The organism is Faecalicatena contorta (genome assembly GCF_001404335.1).
Classification (GTDB): Bacteria; Bacillota; Clostridia; order Lachnospirales; family Lachnospiraceae; genus Faecalicatena; species Faecalicatena contortus_B.
This window is the reverse complement of sequence record NZ_CYZU01000022.1, coordinates 12,914-33,631: the sequence shown is the minus strand read 5'-3', so window position 1 is coordinate 33,631 and position 20,718 is coordinate 12,914. Positions and strand designations below refer to the sequence as shown.

At 42.6% G+C, this 20,718-nt stretch carries 21 protein-coding genes; 18 read left to right on the top strand and 3 right to left on the bottom strand.

Annotated features, from left to right (window positions below; genetic code table 11):
• The first annotated feature begins 1 nt into the window (after position 1).
• From ARB69_RS12350 to ARB69_RS12325, 6 genes are all read left to right on the top strand, one after another.
• Positions 2-412 (top strand): C-GCAxxG-C-C family protein, encoded by a 411-nt coding sequence (locus tag ARB69_RS12350; protein ID WP_050640614.1) that lies wholly within the window; start codon positions 2-4, stop codon positions 410-412.
• A gap of 334 nt (positions 413-746) precedes the next feature.
• Entirely contained in the window at positions 747-1,163 is a 417-nt protein-coding gene (locus ARB69_RS12345) for a YjdF family protein (protein WP_055153398.1), read from the top strand.
• A gap of 35 nt (positions 1,164-1,198) precedes the next feature.
• Positions 1,199-1,837, top strand: a complete 639-nt coding sequence (locus ARB69_RS12340) for a DUF1847 domain-containing protein (RefSeq protein WP_055153396.1) — start codon at positions 1,199-1,201, stop codon at positions 1,835-1,837.
• A 307-nt stretch (positions 1,838-2,144) separates the two neighbouring features.
• Positions 2,145-2,621 carry a TM2 domain-containing protein gene (locus ARB69_RS27680; protein WP_242857587.1) on the top strand — a complete coding sequence of 159 codons (477 nt, stop codon included), beginning with the start codon at positions 2,145-2,147 and terminating at the stop codon, positions 2,619-2,621.
• 200 nt (positions 2,622-2,821) lie between these two features.
• On the top strand, positions 2,822-3,682 hold the full coding sequence (locus ARB69_RS12330; RefSeq protein WP_055153394.1) for an AraC family transcriptional regulator: 861 nt from the start codon (positions 2,822-2,824) through the stop codon (positions 3,680-3,682).
• A gap of 14 nt (positions 3,683-3,696) precedes the next feature.
• The gene (locus ARB69_RS12325) at positions 3,697-4,176 is read left to right on the top strand and encodes a hypothetical protein (protein WP_050640610.1); all 480 of its coding nucleotides are present in this window, start codon (positions 3,697-3,699) and stop codon (positions 4,174-4,176) included.
• Positions 4,177-4,239: 63 nt separating this feature from the next.
• Here the strand turns inward: ARB69_RS12325 and ARB69_RS12320 are convergent, their stop codons facing one another.
• Entirely contained in the window at positions 4,240-5,439 is a 1,200-nt protein-coding gene (locus ARB69_RS12320) for an AIPR family protein (protein ID WP_055153392.1), read from the bottom strand.
• A gap of 119 nt (positions 5,440-5,558) precedes the next feature.
• On the opposite strand from ARB69_RS12320, the gene ARB69_RS12315 reads away from it, so the two are divergent.
• The 11 genes from ARB69_RS12315 to ARB69_RS12265 all read left to right on the top strand — a co-directional run bounded on the left by ARB69_RS12315 (position 5,559) and on the right by ARB69_RS12265 (position 17,807).
• Positions 5,559-5,852 (top strand): hypothetical protein, encoded by a 294-nt coding sequence (locus ARB69_RS12315; protein ID WP_050640608.1) that lies wholly within the window; start codon positions 5,559-5,561, stop codon positions 5,850-5,852.
• 137 nt (positions 5,853-5,989) lie between these two features.
• Complete coding sequence (locus tag ARB69_RS12310) at positions 5,990-7,888, top strand: DUF2075 domain-containing protein (RefSeq protein ID WP_055153390.1); 1,899 nt, start codon at positions 5,990-5,992, stop codon at positions 7,886-7,888.
• Entirely contained in the window at positions 7,885-9,750 is a 1,866-nt protein-coding gene (locus ARB69_RS12305; RefSeq protein ID WP_055153388.1) for a DUF2075 domain-containing protein, read from the top strand. The genes ARB69_RS12310 and ARB69_RS12305 overlap by 4 nt, the downstream gene beginning before the upstream one ends.
• 1 nt (position 9,751) lies before the next feature.
• The gene (locus ARB69_RS12300; RefSeq protein ID WP_055153386.1) at positions 9,752-10,114 is read left to right on the top strand and encodes a nucleotide pyrophosphohydrolase; all 363 of its coding nucleotides are present in this window, start codon (positions 9,752-9,754) and stop codon (positions 10,112-10,114) included.
• 266 nt (positions 10,115-10,380) lie between these two features.
• Entirely contained in the window at positions 10,381-11,046 is a 666-nt protein-coding gene (locus tag ARB69_RS12295; RefSeq protein WP_050640604.1) for a TetR/AcrR family transcriptional regulator, read from the top strand.
• A 104-nt stretch (positions 11,047-11,150) separates the two neighbouring features.
• Positions 11,151-12,065: a DUF4097 family beta strand repeat-containing protein gene (locus tag ARB69_RS12290; protein ID WP_050640603.1), complete on the top strand. Its 915-nt coding sequence runs from the start codon at positions 11,151-11,153 to the stop codon at positions 12,063-12,065.
• A 126-nt stretch (positions 12,066-12,191) separates the two neighbouring features.
• The gene (locus ARB69_RS12285) at positions 12,192-12,851 is read left to right on the top strand and encodes a TetR/AcrR family transcriptional regulator (protein ID WP_050640602.1); all 660 of its coding nucleotides are present in this window, start codon (positions 12,192-12,194) and stop codon (positions 12,849-12,851) included.
• A 97-nt stretch (positions 12,852-12,948) separates the two neighbouring features.
• The gene (locus ARB69_RS12280; protein ID WP_055153384.1) at positions 12,949-14,214 is read left to right on the top strand and encodes an MFS transporter; all 1,266 of its coding nucleotides are present in this window, start codon (positions 12,949-12,951) and stop codon (positions 14,212-14,214) included.
• Positions 14,215-14,324: 110 nt separating this feature from the next.
• A complete protein-coding gene (locus tag ARB69_RS12275) occupies positions 14,325-16,001 on the top strand; it encodes an SWIM zinc finger family protein (protein ID WP_055153382.1) in 1,677 nt (558 codons plus the stop codon).
• Positions 16,002-16,386: 385 nt separating this feature from the next.
• Positions 16,387-17,025 carry an endonuclease III domain-containing protein gene (locus ARB69_RS12270; protein ID WP_055153380.1) on the top strand — a complete coding sequence of 213 codons (639 nt, stop codon included), beginning with the start codon at positions 16,387-16,389 and terminating at the stop codon, positions 17,023-17,025.
• Between the two features lie 20 nt (positions 17,026-17,045).
• Positions 17,046-17,807 (top strand): DNA-3-methyladenine glycosylase family protein, encoded by a 762-nt coding sequence (locus ARB69_RS12265; protein WP_055153418.1) that lies wholly within the window; start codon positions 17,046-17,048, stop codon positions 17,805-17,807.
• Positions 17,808-17,896: 89 nt separating this feature from the next.
• Here the strand turns inward: ARB69_RS12265 and ARB69_RS12260 are convergent, their stop codons facing one another.
• Entirely contained in the window at positions 17,897-19,042 is a 1,146-nt protein-coding gene (locus tag ARB69_RS12260) for a tyrosine-type recombinase/integrase (protein ID WP_055153378.1), read from the bottom strand.
• 167 nt (positions 19,043-19,209) lie between these two features.
• Positions 19,210-20,400, bottom strand: a complete 1,191-nt coding sequence (locus ARB69_RS26025) for a hypothetical protein (RefSeq protein WP_055153376.1) — start codon at positions 20,398-20,400, stop codon at positions 19,210-19,212.
• Positions 20,401-20,497: 97 nt separating this feature from the next.
• Between ARB69_RS26025 and ARB69_RS28265 the strand changes: the two genes are divergently transcribed.
• Positions 20,498-20,695 (top strand): helix-turn-helix domain-containing protein, encoded by a 198-nt coding sequence (locus ARB69_RS28265; RefSeq protein ID WP_083487086.1) that lies wholly within the window; start codon positions 20,498-20,500, stop codon positions 20,693-20,695.
• Positions 20,696-20,718 lie beyond the last annotated feature (23 nt).

Here is a 20,718-nt window from a genome sequence, read left to right as displayed (position 1 = left end):
TATGAATTTTATAGAAAAACGGGTACATGAACTATACTGGAATGATAATACAAATTGCGCACGAACAACGTTAATATGCTTGAGTGAATTGTTTAAAATTAAACTTGAACTGCAAACCTTAATATCGGCGGCAGGTTTACACGGCGCCGGCGGTTTCCGCGCGCAATGCGGCCTGGTTGAAGGCGGCTTAATGTTCATAGGCATTTACTATAATTTGCAAGGAAAATCAGAGGAGGAGATCATTCAATTATGTTATGAATTTGCAGATTCATTTCAACAGAAGTTTGGATCATTAAGGTGTTATGAGCTGAGGCCGGAAGGATTTACATCTAATGATCCGCCTCATTTGTGTGAAGCCCTTACTTGTAGGGCTATAGATTTTGCCGGCAATTTTATCAAAGATAATACATAATTCTGCAGCGAATAGTCTTATTGTTACTGCTCACGGGCAATCCTGTAAACAGTACGGAGTTTTTTCTTTAAGTGTACGATTTCATGATTCCGGTTTGACCGATAGAGAAAGGATATGGTAAAATCAAGAAACAGAGATAAAAACACAACGCGGTTATCATTCCGCAGAGCCGGTAGGTAGTCCGGCCGCACCGTTTTGGTGTAAGTAACCCTCCCTCCTTGGGTCGTCCGTTCTTTGTGCATCACAATTTTTGCAGGTAAAGAGGAAAATGCTTTGGTTACAGGAGCATTCGCCGATTACTGCGACAGCCGCAAGGCATGAAGGAGGAATTGTCATGGACAAAGTATCGGTAAAATTGACAGTATTTTTTGAGGAGCCTTTCTGGATCGGTGTTTTTGAACGGATATCAGAGGGAAAGCTATCGGCTTGTAAGATGACATTTGGGGCTGAGCCAAAGGATTATGAAGTGTATGCTTTTATTCTGAAAAATTACGATCAATTGAGATTTAGCCAGGCCGTGGCAGCTGATGTAAAAGAAGCCGGCCGCAATCCCAAGAGGGTACAGCGGGAGGTGCACAAACAGGTTCAGAACACCGGTATAGGCACCAAATCGCAGCAGGCTTTAAAATTGCAGCAGGAGCAGAGGAAAACTGAGCGCAGGACTGTAAGCCGGGAACAGCGGGAAACAGAGAAACAGCGGCAGTTTGAACTGAAACAGCAGAAAAGAAAAGAGAAGCATAAGGGCAGGTAATACCTGCCCTTAAAAAAGCGGAGGATACGCAGAAAATGAATGATGAAATTACAAGAAGCTGTATAGATTGTGGAACTGCCAACTGTGGTTCTCAGAATAAAGTCTATCCTAAATTCTGTCTGACAACAGAGAACAGTGATCTAGAACTGCTGGATGCTGCAATAAAAGAATACGATAAAGAAGAGAATAAGCAGATTATGCTCAATGCCGCAGAAGTTGAGTACGAATTCTACTGTAAAATGACCAGAGTAGAAGAGACGATAGAATTTGCAAAGAGAATGAATTATCATAAACTGGGAATTGCCACATGTGCAGGCCTGATTAATGAGTCCAGAATTTTAGCACGGATTTTAAGAAGTCATGGTTTTGAAGTGTTTGGGGTTGCGTGTAAGGCGGGGGCGGTTGACAAAACAGAAGTTGGAATTCCTGAAAAATGTAAGGGGGTTGGAGCTTCTATGTGCAATCCAATTCATCAGGCCATGAGGTTGAATAAAGAAGAAACGGATCTTAATATTTTAGTTGGATTATGTGTGGGTCATGACAGTCTTTTTTATAAGTATTCGAAAGCCCCTGTTACTACTTTGGTGGTGAAAGACCGCGTACTGGGGCATAATCCGGTTGCGGCGCTTTATACCGCAGATTCATACTACGGGAAGATCATGGGAGACCAATAAGGAGACGAAGAAACAGAAGCCCTGTACAGATTTTGATTGAGTATAGGAGATTAATTTGATATACTCATATTATGAGAAAATAAATTTGCAAACGGTATGGGAATGAACAGTCATGGAAATCGGAAGAGGTCTGTATTGTACAGTGTTACATCTGCAGGCACCGGAATAATGATTAGATCCAAAACCGCCGGCGGATGGCAGAGGCGAACAGAGGTATTATGCCAGGCAAAGCATGACGTGCGCCTCGCGGCAAGTGCGCCCCTGCGTACTTGAATATGGAAAAACAAAATTAGGAGGAGAAAATATTATGGGTGGGGAATGTCCGCGCTGCGGCGCGCCTCTGGAAGGGGCAACTTGTTCTTATTGCGGCTATGTAGAACCGCAGGAGACACAGAACAGTAGAATGGAAAATGGATATGTGAATCCTCAGGATGTGAATAATAATGGATATGCCAATCCACAGGGGATGAATAATAATGGATATGCCAATCCACAGGGGGCTAATAATTATGGGTATGGTACAGAAGTGTTTACAAATAGTGTGCCCGTATATCCGAATCAGCAATATGCAGAAGCCTGCAGTCCAAAGAGCAAAATGCTTGCGTTGGTTCTATGCTTCCTTGTGGGGTATCTGGGCATACACCGGTTTTATGTAGGGAAATACGGGACAGGCATCGTGTGGTTTGTGACAGCAGGGTGCTTCGGATTTGGCTGGGTTGTTGACATTATTATGATTGCCATAGGATCCTTCACAGATAGTACAGGTTTGCCATTAAAGAGATAGTATAAGTATGATTGATAAGGGACAGAGCCTTTTTTTAGGCTCTGTCTTTTTCTGTATAGGAAAAAAGCTATAGAAGATTATTTTAAAAAGAATATATTTGTCCACAAAACCAGACACTATCCAGTGAGTACTAAAAATAAGATGAAACCCTATTACTTTAATGTTAGAATATTATCACCGCATGTTAAAGGAGCAGCTATATGGAATGGAATGAAAAATTACAGATCATTATCGACTATGTGGAGCATCATCTGCAGCGGAAAGAGGAACCTGTTGACGTTCAGGAGATAGCAAAAATAGCGGGCTGCTCATATGGCTTCTTTCAAAAGGTGTTTTCATATATGAATGGCATCAGTTTTGCGGAGTATGTCCGTTCGAGGAAAATGACTCTTGCGGGCTATGATTTAAAAAGTACAGAGATGAAAGTAGTTGATATCAGCTACAAGTATGGCTATGATTCTCCCACATCATTCACAAAAGCATTTCACCAGTTTCATGGGATATCCCCCATGGAGGCCAGGCGGGATCAGAGTGAACTGCGGATACTGCCTAAGATGCAGATTTCCGTAAAACAGCAATACTCATGGAGACTGGAACAAAAGGAAGCATTCCGTCTGGTTGGAAGGCGCATCCGCATATCACGGGAGGATGATGCCCATCTGGTTAAAATCCCCGGATTTTGGAGTGAGTGTCAAAGAGACGGTACCTTCGCTGCTTTGGCAGCAATGGATCAGGGAGAACCCCGCGGCCTGTTCGGCCTGGTTGAGGAACAGGGGGATTCATCGGATGAAGTGGATTATTCGATCATGGCCGTCACGGACAAAAAGGCTCCGCAGGGATTCCATGAGATAATAATTCCACAGGCAGCGTGGGCTGTCTTCGATTGCAGAGGGCCGGTGCCGCAGGGGATTCAAAATGGGTGGAAGTACCTGACAGAGGAATGGCTGGTCAGCTATCCCTTTGCGCATGCAGACTGCCCGGAGCTGGAGTGGTACAGCAGCGGGAACCCATATGATCAGGATTATCTGGCGCAGATATGGATACCGATAAAGGAAAAATAAGAGGAGAGTATATTATGGACGAAAAGTTTGAATTGTTTCTTGCCAGTGTTGACAGTAAAAACCAGGGATTTGTAAAGGAATTGAATGATTATCTGACACAGAACAATTGTAAATGTGAAATAAAATCCGCAAAGAGCGGATTTGTTGTTTCCTATGTTTTCTGCGATACGAAGAAAACACTGGCAACGTATGTTTTCCGGAAAACCGGAGTAAAACTGCGTATCTATCCGGAGAATCTTGGAAAGTATGCCGATTTTCTTAATGTTCTGCCAGAGAAGATGAAAAAGGATATCCGGAAATCCTCTGTATGTAAGAGGCTGTTAAATCCGGATGACTGCAATCCAAAATGTGTGACCGGATATTCCTTCAGCCTGGATGGGGAAAGCTTCCAAAAATGCAGGTATATGGCATTTATGCCCACGCTGAATGAGGAAAACAACGCATATATCAGGCAATTTTTAGAAAAAGAGCTGGAAGCCAGAGCACTGGCGTAAAGCAGCAGATTATCAAAAGCCGCAGCCCCTGCATAACCAGCGGGAGCTGCGGCTTTTGTGACTTTAGCGCGCATTGCTTAGCAGTTTTCTCAAGCTCTGCGTTTCTACAATTCTATAGTTAGACAGCCACAATTGTTTGTCCTTACCTGCCAACTGTGGATTCGTATAGGTTTCGAACGTATTCTGCACGATATTTACCCCAACTTCGTTCCATATTTCCAAAGGATCGAACAGCCAGGAGACCTCCTGATCGATTACGTCATATTTCAACAGACTGCGGAAAGCCCCGAAAATAGGGTAAATATATCCGCTGGATACAACGTAATTGGTATCCGTGCACAGGAATTCCGTCTTGGTTTTCTTTTCCAGTGATTCAATTCCGCGGACGCTGCCGAATCGTGGGACGCTGACGCCCAGAGCCTTTTTATACTCCTGATATTTAATAGGCAGTTCCCGTTCGATGACATCATATAAAGAAACTAACGTGGGAATCTGTTTAGTCAGAGATTTATAAAAGGGCGTGTTATATGCTTCTTTATAGCGTTTAAAAACCTGAGCCTTTCCGGAATAGCTCTGCACCGGGGCAGCAGAGTCGTCCGGATATTTGGTGATATCAAAGGCATACATCAGGCGGAGCAATTCCGAGATATTAATAGGTTTATTTTCATTATCTTTGTATGCAATACGGCTGGCATACGGCTGGCTGCTGATCGCGTCTTTTATTTCCTCAAAATTGTCATCCAGATTAAATAGTGCAATGTCCGATACCTGGACAGAGGTATTCCGGGCATCAGACAGCCGGGAGATATTCTGTACATTTGTAATGACTTCGATGCGGACATATTTCGTAATTTCGGTGGGGATCGCATTGCGTTTTTTTATGATTGCAGTATAGGTATGGCCGCCGTCCAGAATTCCATACGTAAACCGATCATTTTCATTGTTTTGATCACCGATGTCGATTGTAACCTCTGAATCTGTGCTGTTAAAAGTAAGTGATTTGGCAGCGATTACGATCCCACGGTTGTTGATATAAAAGTCCGTTTCCGGTTCTGTGACCGCGGCTAACAGACTCTTGGCCACATTGGTCGTCATTTTCGGTTCCCTTGGGTTTACATCCAGGGGAATATTTTCGGGCAGATCTTTCATATCCACTAATAAATAGTAAATGGTTTCATATGTACTCTCATCTTTTGCTCCTTTTTTATAGGGAGAGACAAGGGTGCGAAGGGAGTTGACTTTAAACTTCAGCGGTTTCTTCATAAAATAAATTCCTCCTTAGAATGCCGGAAACTTTTCCGTGCGGTTGTCTTTAGTATAAAAAGAGTGTAATATAAAATCTATAAAAAATAAATGCACCATGGTGCATATTTGGTGAAATCATGGCAGAGAAAAAAGAATACAGCCAGGCGCTGGTCAGAGTGGGCGAACTGTTGTCGGGGAAGAGAAAAGGCCTTGGAGAACAGTATAGGAACAGAGAAAACTTCATAGATCTCAGAAGCGAGGAACTGTTTGGGGGAGAGCCCTGGATCTCCCCGCGGCACCTGGCAAATGTGGAGCTTGGGAAAAACTGGATCAGTATTGAGAAGCTTATTGTATTGGCAAATGCTTTGGAAGAAAATCCGGTGGAGTTGTTTGAAGAAATTTTGGATGCTTATTTGGGGAAAGAATCGTGAATAAAGTAAAATAACGCAGCTTTCATGAATTATTGCTTGGTCTGTTGAAAAAGATCTGTATTTCCGGTACACTGGAGTGAGAGCAGTCAGGATATATCAGAATACAAACAGGCAGGGGCTGCTTGTGGAGATAAACTATGAAAATATACGCAAAAACAGTTGGAGAGTTCATAGATGAGGTGGAAAATAGAACCTTTCTGGCAGCATTAGAAAAAAATTACAGGGTTTTAGTGGGGAAAGTTCAGGCTGGTGAATACCGTGCATGGCAGCATTCCGTGCAGGAGTATATGTACGCGGTTATTAAGAAGGCGGGACTTCCAGCAGACGCCGGGATCGCTGTTGAATATCAGGTTCCCGGGCTGTCCGAGCGGGTAGACCTGATAATAACCGGATTTGATGATAATGGAGAAATGACTGCAATATTAATAGAACTGAAACAGTGGTCAGCCATAGAATGCTGTGACAGTGCAGTAAGCTATAAAGTGCAGATCCCAATGAGCGGCGGGAGTGAATTGAGGGATCATCCATGTTATCAGATTAATTATTATAAAAATGCGATAGCAGGAGGTATTAGTGAAGAAGATTTCCCCCTGCACTTATGCCCGGCGGTAGTATTACATAATTACAGCTTACAGGAAAATAAAGATCCTCTTTTTCAAAATGGGTACAAAAATTATATGTTAAATGTTCCCGTATTTTTTAAAGGGGAGGATGAGAAACTAGAGTCTTATCTGGCAGAGAAAATTAAAAGCGGTGATAATGGAAGCGTATTGACTTATATTGAAACAAAATGTTGTGGTATTTCCCTGACTCTTTTAGAATTGTTAAAAAAATTGAGTGTAAATGACAGTTCTCTGCGATTAAATGCAGAACAGCAAAGGATGCAGGGAACTGTCATGAAAATGCTGAATACTGCCAAACGTGATAAACGTAAAAAAGTAGTTTTGGTACAGGGTGGTCCGGGAACAGGTAAAGCAGTAGTGGCTTTGAAAATCCTGGCAGCATGTTTGTGTGAGCATTCGGATATGAACTGTTATTATACTGCGAAAAATAAAGCACTCAGAGCAGTTCTGAGGTTTGATTTAAGTCAAATAGCGGGAATGGAACGGTTTAGCAGCAGTATTGTATACCCTCCTTTCTTAGAAAAACTCGAAAGAAATAAAGCCAGTGTCATTACCGTTGATGAAGCTCATCGGCTAAGCGAGGAAAAACAGATTGTGTCTATCATAAAAGCTGCGGTAGTTTCCGTTTTCTTTATAGATGAGGGACAGATTGTTTCCTTTGAAGATATTGGAACGAAAGAAGTAATTATGGAATGTGCAAAGCGTCAGGATGCGGATATTATCGATGCAGGAGAGCTGCAGGCACAATTCAGGTGCAGGGGAATGACAGACTATATACAATGGGTTGACGCACTCTTGGAGAACGAGGAAGGAGAGGCAGCCAGGCTCAAGTATGATATCCAGGTAGAAGATGATTTTAAAAAATTTGAAGGTTCTCTGGAAAAGATGAACCGAAGAAATCTAAATACCAGAATTATTGCAGGATATTGCTGGGAGTGGAGGACACGAAATGACCGTACAAAGAAGCTATATGATTTTAATATTGAAAATGAAAATCTGCGCTGGAATAATGATGACAAGATAGATCCTGTCAGCTGGGCTATAGGCGAAACATTTGATCAGATTGGGTGTATTCATACCTGTCAGGGATTAGAATTTTGTTATGTGGGAGTCATTATCGGTGAAGATCTGAGATATGAAAAAGGGAAAATAATTACGGATATTAGTAAGAGGGCAACTGATGATTTTACCGTAAGCAAGCGTGCAAGAGAAAAATTTTTACGTAAGTTTGGAAAAGAAGCGACAATGAAACGAGAAGTGGATATTGTGAAAAATACATACAGAGTATTACTGACACGAGGGACAAGAGGGTGCAAAGTATACTGCATGGACAAAGCTTTGGGAGAACATATTAAAGAGAGAATTTCAAAGTTCAGTGGCGTGAATCAGGAATATAAGGATGAGATACGATGATAATTTACAATGGGACAAAAACGGAATTTTTGAAAAGTGTGGAAGAAGATACAATAGCGCTGGAAATAGAAGCGGGCATGTATCAGAAGATGAACAGGCATACGGCATCCAATGAATTCCGAGCCTGGGAAAATTCGTTGGAATATATGTATAAAGTACTGAATGATGAAGAGATTCCTCAAAATGCCGGAATTGCAATTGAGTATAACATTCCTTATACATCCAGAAGGGTGGATTTTTTGATTTTCGGTTATGATTCGCATAACAAAGGAAATGTGATTATTATAGAATTAAAACAGTGGGGCCATCTTGAAGCGGTGAATGGAAGAGACGGTCTGGTGGAAACTTACACAGGCAATGCAGTGCGCCGTGTGGTGCATCCCTCCTATCAGGCATGGTCATATGCAATGCTGATTCAGGACTATAATCAATCTGTACAGAATGAAGGAATTCGTCTCTTTCCCTGTTCGTATCTTCACAATTACAGAAGAAAATCAGACGATCCATTAGATGCAGTTCAGTATATGGAGTACTTGAAGGAAGCACCTGCATTTACACGAGGGCAGGTGAAACAGTTTAGAGAATTTATTAAAAAGCAGATTGTGTCGGGTGATAACAAAAATCTAATCTTCCATATTGACAGTGGCAGAATAAAACCGTCTAAGAGCCTGCAGGACGCTATTGTTAATATGCTTAAGGGCAATCAGGAATTTGTCATGATAGATGATCAGAAGGTAGTATATGAAGAGATTCTTGGATTAGCAAGACAATCCCAAAGAGATCGGAAAAAACGTGTAATTGTTATAGAGGGAGGTCCAGGCACGGGAAAGACGGTTGTAGCGGTTAATCTGCTGGCACAGTTGACATGTGAAGAGCAGTTTTGTCAGTATGTTTCAAAAAACAGTGCGCCGAGAAATGTTTACCTAAAGAAATTGAAGGGAACCATGAAGAGAAGCAGTATTGATCATATGTTTAAGGGGTCAGGCGCCTATACCATGATGCCGGAAGACAGCATGGACACGCTGCTTGTAGATGAGGCCCACCGCCTGAATGAAAAGTCCGGTATGCTTCATAATCAGGGAGTTAACCAAATCATGGAGATCATACATGCCGCAAAATGCAGTGTATTTTTTATTGACGAAAGTCAAAGGGTAACAATCAGTGATATCGGGAGTAAAGCAGAGATTCAACGGTGGGCAGAAAAAGAGGGAGCAGAATACTTTGAATTGGAACTGACCTCACAGTTCAGATGTAATGGGTCCGAAGGGTATCTTGCCTGGCTTGATGACGTGCTGGAAATTCGCCCGACTGCTAATTACGATCTGCAGGATATGAATTATGATATCAAAATTCTGGATTCCCCAAAGGAAGTACATGAAATAATTATTGAAAAAAACAGAAGTGCCAACCATGCCAGAATACTTGCCGGATATTGTTGGGACTGGCCAAAAAAGGGCAGAAATAACTCTGAAGTGCATGATATAAAAATTGATGATTTTGAAATCAGCTGGAATCTGGAGAATACCACCACCTTTGCAATCGACGAAAACTCTGTTAATGAGGCTGGCTGTATTCATACATGCCAGGGCCTTGAATTCGAATATGCGGGCGTTATCATTGGTAATGATATGCGCTTTGAAAATGGCCATATCGTTACTGACTTTACTAAAAGAGCTTTAACGGATCAATCACTTAAGGGCATTAAGAAAATGAGCAGAGAAGACCCGGAACATGCAGTAAAAGTTGCGGATGAATTAATTAAAAACACATATAGGACACTGATGACACGTGGCATGAAGGGATGCTATGTCTACTGTGTTGACAAAAATCTGGCAGAATACCTGAAAGGAAGACTACAGTAAGATGGAAGATTATACAGTGAAAGAATTAATGGAGAAAGTAAGAGCATTCTGCAGTGAGCGTGACTGGGATCAGTTTCATAATCCTAAAGATCTGGCAATTGGGATTTCAACAGAGGCGAATGAACTTTTAGATATATTCCGCTTTAAAAACGAAGAGGAAATGAAAAAAATCATGAACGATGAAATAAAGCGCCGGCATGTTGAAGAGGAACTGGCAGATGTACTGTTTTTTGTACTGCGTTTTGCTCAGATGAATCACATGGATCTTAAGGATATACTGACCAGGAAAATACAGAAGAATGGCCAAAAGTATCCTGCCGATGAAGTAAGGGGTAAAAATTTTAAGTATAATGAATATAAATAAGTGAATAAGTAAAGAAGCTATATTTTGGTTTCGTTCAAGTGATTGTTATAGTATATACGCGCAAACATGTGTGTAAAAGGGCAAAAACACATAAACGGCTCAACGGAATTAAAAGTGTTGAGCCGAATTAGGAGGTATCCTGTAATACACGGTCTCAGGCGATCTATTAGCATGGCTGTACGATAATGTTAAAATAGGTTGACTTTTCCATGCGGGTGTGCATATAATATGAATGAATAATTCATTCACTAGAAAGGGCTGTTTACATGAAAAATGAAAGAATCCACGCTATTTATGATGCTTCTGTGCAGCTATTCCTTCAGCAAGGGTATTCTAAAACGCAGATCAGCCACATTGCCAGGAAAATAGGCGTTTCCGTAGGTACCATATACCATGATTTTACAGGAAAAGAGGAAATCATGCATTTCCTGCTGAAGTGCACTTTGGATCCAGATTTTATTGAAAGAGATTTTGAAAGACCCATAACAGAAGAACTTTTCTGGGATCTGGATCAGGAAATAAAGGATGCATTTGAATCTATTGCAGATGAGTTCGGAAGGAATCTGGAGCATGCCGGGACATCCTATGGTTTTGAAGATTTGATTTCGGATGCATTTGACCTGATGTCCCGATATGCTGTGGGATGTCTCTTCATAGAAAAGAACCCGATGGACTGCGGACGTTTGATTCAATATTACACAGATTACCGGAAACAATTTTTCGACACGATGTCAGCCTATATGGAGTCATTTATCCAAACAGGAATTATACGTTCGTTAAAAAGCGTGAAACTTTCCACCAGTCTGATCATTGAGACGCTGTCATGGTGGGCCATGGATGTTCGTTATGTTACTTTTGAGAAGCAGGATATTTCACCGGAAGAGGCGAAGGAAGTATGTATGGATAATATGATCCATGCCTATAAAAAATGAAACAGCAATGAAACAATGGGGCAGGGATGTCCCCAATATTTTAAACACAATATGAATGAATGGTTCACTCAAACCGAGAGAGCAGGAGCTTAGGAGGCTGTATTATGAAGTATGCAGGAAAAATATGGGGATGCGGTATTATAGCTGCAGTTACAATATTAATTGGAGGAGCATGTGCAAAAAAGCCGGCAGATGAACCGAATGTACTTAAATTTCCATCTGACAGCATAACAGAATTGAATATATTTTATGATGAGGAGGAGATTACATTTTACAAAAGCAGTGACGAGACAATTACAGTAAAAGAATTTATGACAGACTGTGATAAACGATATTTTGCGAGTGTGAAACAACAAGGAAATTCGCTGCAAATCAGCGAAGGGAAAAAGCCATTATTTAAAAGTGGTTTTCACAGATACGTGGAGGTCTATCTGCCGGATTCTTATTCGGGCAGCCTGGGGGTTACGACTACAGATGGGGATATTAATCTAAGTCGGACGGTCCTGGATTTGGAAAGCCTGCGGATTGACAGTACGTCCGGTACGGTTACGATCAGCGGGGCCAGTGCACCATCCATTTATTTATCCACGACCAGGGGAACATTGAAGCTGGGCAAGATCCGGGGCGGGCAGATCCGCCTGGAAACAACCTCAGGAGAACTGAAATGCAGCAAAATGGAAGGTACAATCTCTTACACTACCACAAGCGGGAATGCAGTAATCAAATCCGCAGCAGGCAGCGGCGTTTACCGGGCAGAGAACTCTGGGAAGCTGTATGTTTCATATGAAAAGGTGGATGGAGATTTATCCTTTTATAATAAAAATGATAAGATCGAGCTCCTCCTTCCACGGGGGCTGGAGTATGAACTGAGAGCGGTAACGAAAAACGGGACCGTCAAGGCCCCTCTTTCAGACGGGATGCTTGTTGAAAAGGGCCGCATAGAAGGGGATGTGGGCGATAGGCCGACAGTGAAGATCGAGTTGGAATCTAAGAATGGAGATATTCGGGTTGAGCAATAAGATACGGGATATAGTGTATTAGTTTTACATCCTTTCCACTAAAACATAAAAATCTCTTGACATACATACCGTAAGTATGTAAAATAAACATACCGTTAGTATGTTAAAGAGAAATAGGAGTGAGACATGGCAAGAAACAAATATCCTGAAGAAACCAGGAATTTAATCATTGATACCGCTGCCCGTCTGTACAGTGAGAAGGGGTATGACCATACATCCATTCAGGACATAATCGATCACCTGGGCGGTCTAAGCAAGGGGGCCATATACCATCATTTTAAGTCAAAAGAGGATATCATGATGGCAGTTGCCGACAAGATGTATCTTGGCTCTGAGTCAGAGATGATGAAGGTCTCCAATAGAAAAGATCTGAGCGGGATGGAAAAGCTGAAGGAACTTTTCCGGGTATCTGCGTTCAATCCTGCACAGAAGGAGATGTTTGAAGTGGCTCCGGATATGCTGAAGAACCCGCAGCTTCTCGTGCTATATTTGCGTGACTCTGTCCAGAGAGAGGCAACGGAATTGGTCTGGAAGGTGATTGAAGAGGGAATCGAAGACGGTTCCATTCAGACGGATTATCCAAAGCAGCTGGCGGAAGTCATTATGCTGCTGGGAAATGTATGGCTCAACCCGATGATTTATCATTGCGGTCCGGAGGAGATGATTGAGAAGGTAAAGTTTTATCACATAATACTGCAATCATTTGGGATCAATGTTATTGACGATAAAGTGCTGGCTGCTTTGGAAGAATATGCAGCTATATATCAGAAAAACAAGAATAATTAGGATGATCACAATCTGTCCTGCCTGAACAGGACAGATAATTTTTGGATATATACATACCAACGGTCGGTATCTAAAACAAAAAATGGAGGCAGAATATATGAAGCAAAAAAAAGGATTCTCAAAAGATTTTTGGCTGGTCGTGGCCGGTCAGATTATTTCGTTGTTCGGCAATGCGGTTATGAGATTTGCATTGCCGATTCATCTGCTGAACGTAACGGGTTCAGCGGCGGTACTTGGTGTTGTTTCCGGGTGCGCATTTATTCCTCTGGCGGTAATGTCACCCATCGGAGGTATCATAGCGGATCGGGTAAATAAGCGAAATATCATGGTATTTTTGGACTTTTTTACTTCGGCCCTGACAATCCTCTTTTTACTATTTTACGGAAAAGTTAATATAACGGGGCTTGTTATGGTGATGCTGTTTATGCTTTACGGCATATCCGGCGCTTACCAGCCTTCCGTGCAGGCCAGCATACCGGTGTTGGTGTCCGGTGAAAGAGTGATGCAGGCAAATGCAGTCATTAATATGGTATCTTCGCTTTCAGGTCTTCTGGGGCCTGCACTTGGAGGAATTGCATACAGTTTATGGGGGATTTACCCGGTTTTGGCTATGGCTGCAGGATGTTTCTTTTTATCGGCGGTCATGGAACTCTTTATTCATATCCCCTCTTCACGTAGGACACGGAATGTCTCCGTACTGCGTGAGGCAGCTGCAGATTTAAAACAAAGCATATCTTACATCAGCCGTGAAAAGTCTGAGATCGGAAAGCTGACACTTTGCTGTGCGGGGGTAAATCTGGTGATGTCCTCCCTGATGATTATAGGGCTTCCTGTAATCGTTATGCAGCTGCTGAGGTTTTCAGAGAGCGAAGCATCCAGATTGTATGGATTCATGCAGGCGGCACTGGCGGTCGGCGGACTGGCAGGCGGAGTGGGAGCCGGTGTGCTGGGGGCAAGACTGAAAGTGGGGAATAGTTGGAGACTGATAGCATACTGTGGAATTCTCCTGGGGCCTATCGGTGTCATTTTGATGATAGACGGTCCGGCATATCTGACGTATGCGGCGCTGACGGCAGTAGGAATGGTTATCATGGCATTATCATCTATATACACCATCCAGATTATGTCCTATATCCAAATGACAGTGCCGCAGGAAATGATCGGAAAAGTAATATCCTGGATCATTGCGGTATCAACCTGTGCACAGCCGGTTGGGCAGATGGTCTATGGTTTTCTGTTTGAGAAGCTGGATCATGGGGTATTTATTATCTTTTACGCGGCGGCTGCGCTTGGGCTTCTGATTGCGTGGTACAGCAGGAAAGCGTCAGGAGAGCTTGGGGGTGAAATGCAGCCAATATTCTGAGTTTAAACTGAATATATTGCAGAAGCATGCTGATTTCCATCACACGGAGTGATATAATTAAAAAAAGTGATATGGAGGCAGTACATATGATATATGAGGGATAGGAAAATTTGTTTTCTTCCAAGATATTAGAAAGAGGCTATGATTACTGGGCCGAAGGATTGGTTTCCGATGTCTTGTCTACAGAAGACGGCTATGAGGCAATTGTAAGCGGCTCATACAATTATGAAGTGGAAATTATAGTAGATGATGATGAAGTGCTGGAGATGTATTGTGACTGCCCTTATGCAGAGGAGGGAAGATACTGTAAGCATATGGCGGCGGTTCTGTATGAGCTTACAAATCAATGTATGGCTGCCGGGAGCAGCAGATCTGCAAGTGATTCCGGAAAAGCCGGTGACATCCCGGATACAGAACACAGGAGACAGGAAATCGCCGCTTCCGTTGACCGTGTGAGTGAAGCTGATCTCAGAGATTATGTCAAACAACTTCTGTACAAGGATAAGAACTTATATGAGAAATTCAAAATCCAGTATGAATTCAGCGACAGCCGGGAAATGATGGAGATATTCAAAAGTCAGATCGATAAGATTTTCGAAGAACAGTGCCAGGAGTACGGATACCTGGACTATTACCATGCCTCAAAATTGGAAAAACAGATATACAGGATCATGGGGGATATAACGGGGAAACTGATGAAGTGTGGCTGCTATCAAGAGGTTTTTGAACTGTCGCTGTATTTATATAAAGAGCTTGAATATGTGGCCGTCGACGAATCAGACGGCGTAACAGATGAGATTCTTGAACTTTGTACTGAAATATGGGAAGAGTTATTGGATGATTGCGGTGAACAGAGTATCGGGGATATGATATTCTCAGGTTTAAAAGATATCGTAAGCAGAAGTGGAGTGCATTACCGGTCAGAAAGGGCCTGGGGGTTTATGCAGGACTTCTTTGACGAAAGAGAATATATCACAGAAATGTTGAACATTGTTGAAGAGGCATTAAAGAAATGTGATAGCCGGAAGGTCACCTGGGAGGATTCTTACACAATAAGTACCTGTGTGACAGATATACTATATTTTATGGAAGAGCTGGGGTATTCGGACACTGAATTGACGGAATTTTCGCGGCAGTACTGGAATCTGGATGACGTACGGAGATATTGGATCAGCAAGGGCCAGAAGGCAGGCGCTTATGAACAGACAATCGGTCTTATCAAGGAAAGTTTGGAACAGTCAAAAGGCAAACCTGTCCTGGTAATGGAATACAGACGCACTCTGATGCAGATTTATAAACAGATGGGGGATGTGGAGAAGTACCGTGCAGAATTAAAAGACATCATCCTAAATGAATCATGGGCCTCGAAGGAAGACTATGAGGAATATAAGGCTTTGTTTACAAGTAAAGAATGGGAACAGGAGCGGGAAGCAGTTTTTACGGCGCCTTATGGCGAGCAGCATTTATATGAATTGCTGCAGGAAGAAGGGCTTTATGGGCGTTTGCTGGAGGCGATAAAAAAATCGGGAAGTTTAAACATACTGCGCCGTTATGAGAAAATATTACAGAAAGAATATGCCGAAGAGATAGTTCAGATATATGCAGACAATATAGAAGGGATGGCGGATCGGGCCAGCAACCGATCAACGTACAAGGAGATAGTACAGATTTTGTCCCATATGAAGGAGTTCAGAGGCGGGGCGGAAATCGTGGAACGGATTGTGGGATCCTGGAGATATAAGTATCGGAAACGAAGAGCTATGATGGAAGAGATAAAGGACTTATAACATTTCATGAAAAAAAGTTAAGAGCTGTTGTTTCATAGTGGAAGAAACTTCTATGGAGCTGCGGCTCTGTTTCTTATATAATAGGAAAGTGCTTAGCACTTGCTAATTATATAAAACCCTCCGGGGGATGCACACGCCATGATAAGGTATATAGCCGCAAAGCGGCGCCAAAGTGTGCAAGCCCCACATGAGTGAGGGGGTGGGAAGACCATGTGGGCTTGCCCACTTTGATCTATAATAGAAACGCAGAGAATTATAACTGGAAAGCAATGTGCAAGGTTGTTATAATAGAAGAAGATTAATCTTGAAAGCGGATAATCCTCCCACCTCTATAGGCGGAGGGTAAGCAAACAGATTTTGATAAATTCTTAATTGGAGGATCAAGATGACAAAAGAAGAATTAGCATTGGAAATCATAGAACGTCTGAAAAAGGAATATCCGGATGCGGACTGTACCCTGGACTATGACCAGGCATGGAAACTGCTTGTGAGTGTGCGTCTGGCAGCACAGTGTACAGATGCCCGGGTAAATGTGGTGGTAGAGGATTTATATGCAAAGTACCCGGATGTGAATGCGCTTGCCCAAGCCGATGTGGAGGATATTGCGCGCATCGTAAAGCCATGCGGGCTTGGCAAAAGCAAGGCCAGAGACATCAGCGCCTGCATGAAAATATTAAAGGAACAATATGGCGGCGGCATACCGAAAACCTTTGATGAGCTGCTGAAGCTTCCGGGGGTAGGAAGAAAAAGCGCCAATCTAATCATGGGGGACGTATTCGGTGAGCCGGCGATTGTGACAGACACACATTGCATCCGCCTGGTAAACCGCATTGGACTGGTAGACAAAATAAAAGATCCTAAAAAAGTAGAGATGGCCTTGTGGAAGCTTATACCGCCGGCGGAAGGGAGTGACTTCTGCCACAGGCTTGTATACCACGGACGGGATGTCTGTACGGCACGGACAAAGCCGCACTGTGATAAATGCTGTCTTGCGGATATCTGCGCAAAGTCAGGAGTGGAGTAGAAGAGATACGGATGAAAGCAATGACTGAAAAAACACTGAATTATTTTGATATATCCCAGATCTGCGATTCCGGACAGTGTTTTCGGATGAGCCAGAAGGGGGAAGATACATATTCCGTGATCGCCGGGGAGAGATATCTGGAAGTCCGGCAGAGCGGGAACCAATGCACATTTTATTGTGATGAGGCAGAATACGAAAATTATTGGAAGCACTATTTTGACCTGGATACTGACTATGAAGACTATCAAAAATGTATCAGCCAGCGTGACCGGTATCTGTTGTCTGCCTCAGAATTTGGCAGCGGCATCCGCATCCTGCATCAGGATTTATGGGAGATGATTGTGTCGTTTCTGATATCCCAGCAGAATAATATTGTCCGGATCAGAAGGTGCATACAAAATATCAGCGAAAAATACGGGGATAGAAAACAGGATGCTGACGGCAACATTTATGATACGTTTCCGAAACCGGAGGCTTTGGCCTGCCTGGATGAGGACGAGCTGAAGGCCTGCAATCTGGGATACAGGAGCAAATATGTGGTCAGGACAGCCAAAAGCGTGGTAAATGGTGATATATCCCTGGATGAGATCCGGCAGATGCCGTATAAAAAGGCAAAAGAAGAGCTGTTGAAGCTATTCGGCGTAGGCGAAAAGGTGGCTGACTGTATCTGTCTGTTTGCGCTCCATCACCTCCAGGCTTTTCCAGTAGACACTCATATTAATCAGGCATTAACAGAATGCCATTTTATTCTATCCCCCAGAACAGAAGGGGAAATGCCGTGAACCCCTTATTTTACGGCACTTTTGACAGTTTTAAAGGGTATAAATCAGCACTGATAAAAATTGATAAAAACGGATCGGTTAGTAACAAGTTAGTAACTTATTTTAATTTTTTCAATCTCTTCGCGCAAGTCTTCCAATGATCGATGCCCATAGACCTTATTTGTAATATCCTTGCCAAAACTATGTCCCAGCATGCGCTTCCGGTCATTTTCAGATACTTTGTTATCCTCACAGAGTTTCGAAAAAGTATGGCGGCAGTCGTGGGGCGTGTGTTTCTCAATTCCTATAGCTTCCAGCGCCGCATACATAGAGCTTCTAAAGCTATCTGGACTTTCGGTCATCAATGTTCCATCTCTCTTTATACGTCGCATTACGAGGCCGTATATACCGCTGTGTATAGGCACAATTCTTTCCCGACTATATTTGTTTTTTACTCCGCCCTGAAAATACCTTCCTTTAAGGTCAACCTTCATTTTCTTATATGCCGCAATTCTGAAGCCAGAATAGCACATAATCAGTATCATTTCTACGACTTCATTATCTTTGTTATCCCATAATTTCTTTAACTCGGAATCAGTAAAAGGTATACCGTGCTCATCGTCATCTTCCTGATCGATTCGGACAAACTGAGCATAATTTTTATCACATAGGTTATTGGCCTCCGCATACTGATACATCTGCCTAAAGAGAGTCAGGATAAGCTCCAGCGATGCATATTTTAACTTGCAGTCATCTATTACTTTTTGCATATCTTTTTGGGTGATATCGTTAAATGGCTTATCGTAGAGAACAACACAATTTTTATAGGCGGCGCCCATGCTGCGTTCCATGCTTGTTTTTTTTCCTTTATGGCCATAATCCTGCTTAAACTTATCTTTGTAATATTCGTAGAACACCTCGCTGAACGTTTTGGTGCCTTTGTTTGCCTTGGCCTTTTGGGTGTACTGGGAGAGGATTTCAGCAACCTGCTTATCCAATTCCTTCTGATCGGACGACAATTCAGTTTCCCGGCCCGGGTAATATTCGTTGTTTTTGTACCAGGTGAGGACCGTAAAGGCTTTGTACCAGTCATCAACGTAGCACAGAGCTTTGGGCGTTTGAGGTATGCCATCGATATTAAATTCTTTTGTGGGCGGATGAACCGCATAAGGATTCCGCCGGCCGTCCCCCAGGTATTTTATGCTGCCGTATCCGTTCGGCAGTTTCTGATGTTTTTTCCTTTTTTTCTTTGCCATATCTCTCACCTCTCTGTAAAAATGGGTATAAAAAATACACCTATGCAGGTGCAGAGATTTTGTGGTATAATCATCATGTGGGGTGATTATACGGTTGCTCTGCAGCCTGTATAGCATCTATATTAAGCCGTTCGGTGTTGGTAGCACCGGGCGGTTTTTCATGTTAATTATTGATTCAGTTCATCTGGTGAGCTATTGTAGTGGAAATTGAACTTGGAAGGATCATATTCTAATCCTACCATTTTGTTAATTCTGTCTGCAATAGCAGTTCCCGCGGCTTCATAATCTTCGGCCTTCCAGGATTCTGTCACGCCTGGGCTTACGTAATGTTTGAAAATGGAATTCCATTGTTCTTCACTTCCGCCATAGTAAATTTCGGTTAACTCATCTCCGTGCAAGTATGACAATGTATTGTCGGTAATAACTGTGAGGCTTGATGGAAGATAGACCTTTTCAACATCGGACATATTAAACATAGCTTCATACAGCTCAGAAATTCCCTCTGATATAATTAACGTTTTTACTCCGCCTCCCAATTGGAAATCAGTCAGATCTGTTTTATAATTTACGTCCTGAATTTTGTAATCTGCAGCTATAGTTAGGGACTCATTACTCCCGTTATAATCTAATAATTTAAGCTGCCCATCGCTTATCTCATATTCGAAATCTTCAATACCCCGTTCAGATTCATCGACTAGTATCTTATTTTCTGCCTGATCAGATTCCTCAACGGGCGCCTTATTTTCTGTTTGATAAGAGGGCGCGGGTGTATCTTTTTCATCAGTGGTCGATCCGCAAGACCAAAAAGTAAGGAAGAAGATCAAACACACCGCTGTTATAAGTATTCCCGTAACTAGAGACTTATTTCTATTCTTTTCACGCTCAGTAAAGAATGCCCAAGAATGTCCGCAATCTTTACAGAGAGCCATTTTTTGATTGTAAAATGCAGTTGAGCTATAACCTGTTCGTTTTCCTGTCAATCCCCAGAGCCCGAACGTTGATGCCTTCATTGCTTTTCTGCCTACTTTAGTAGGGGCTCCCGGATTTCTTGTTACTGTACTTGCCCCGGTTTGCACAAAAGATATATCTACATCGGTGCCGCCGCACATAGGGCACCGTATTTTGGCGGGGCCTCCCGTGTGTGCTGCGTTTGGTGTGTGCCCCATGGATCCTGACTGGCTGGCAGCAGGCTGCGGATCTTTGACGAAGCTATACCTGTTTTCCGTACTGGTATTATGGGGCGCTGTGTTTTCACTTTTACTTCTGGTTTTAAAATATAAGTTACACCTATCACAGATGTAATAACCCTCTTTATTTTCGAGTTTTCGCAGTTCGTTGCCGCATTTTGTACATTTCATAATAGATCCCCCTACATCATTTGCCCAAGAAAACACCACAGAAAATTACCAATAATTACCAGCAACATATTGCCAATTTATGTCATAAAATTAAAGTATGAGGATATTACTGGCTGAAATTATGGATAAACGAAACTTAAGCATCCGCCAGGTATCAATAATGACAGGCCTGACAAAATCTACTATACATCGAATCATGAACGGGAAGGTTTCCCCTACCGCTGATACTCTGGAATTATTGGCTAAGGGTCTAAAACTGCGCATTTCTGACCTTCTTGATAGCCCATATAATTAGTGTCCCACATCGGGGACAATTCC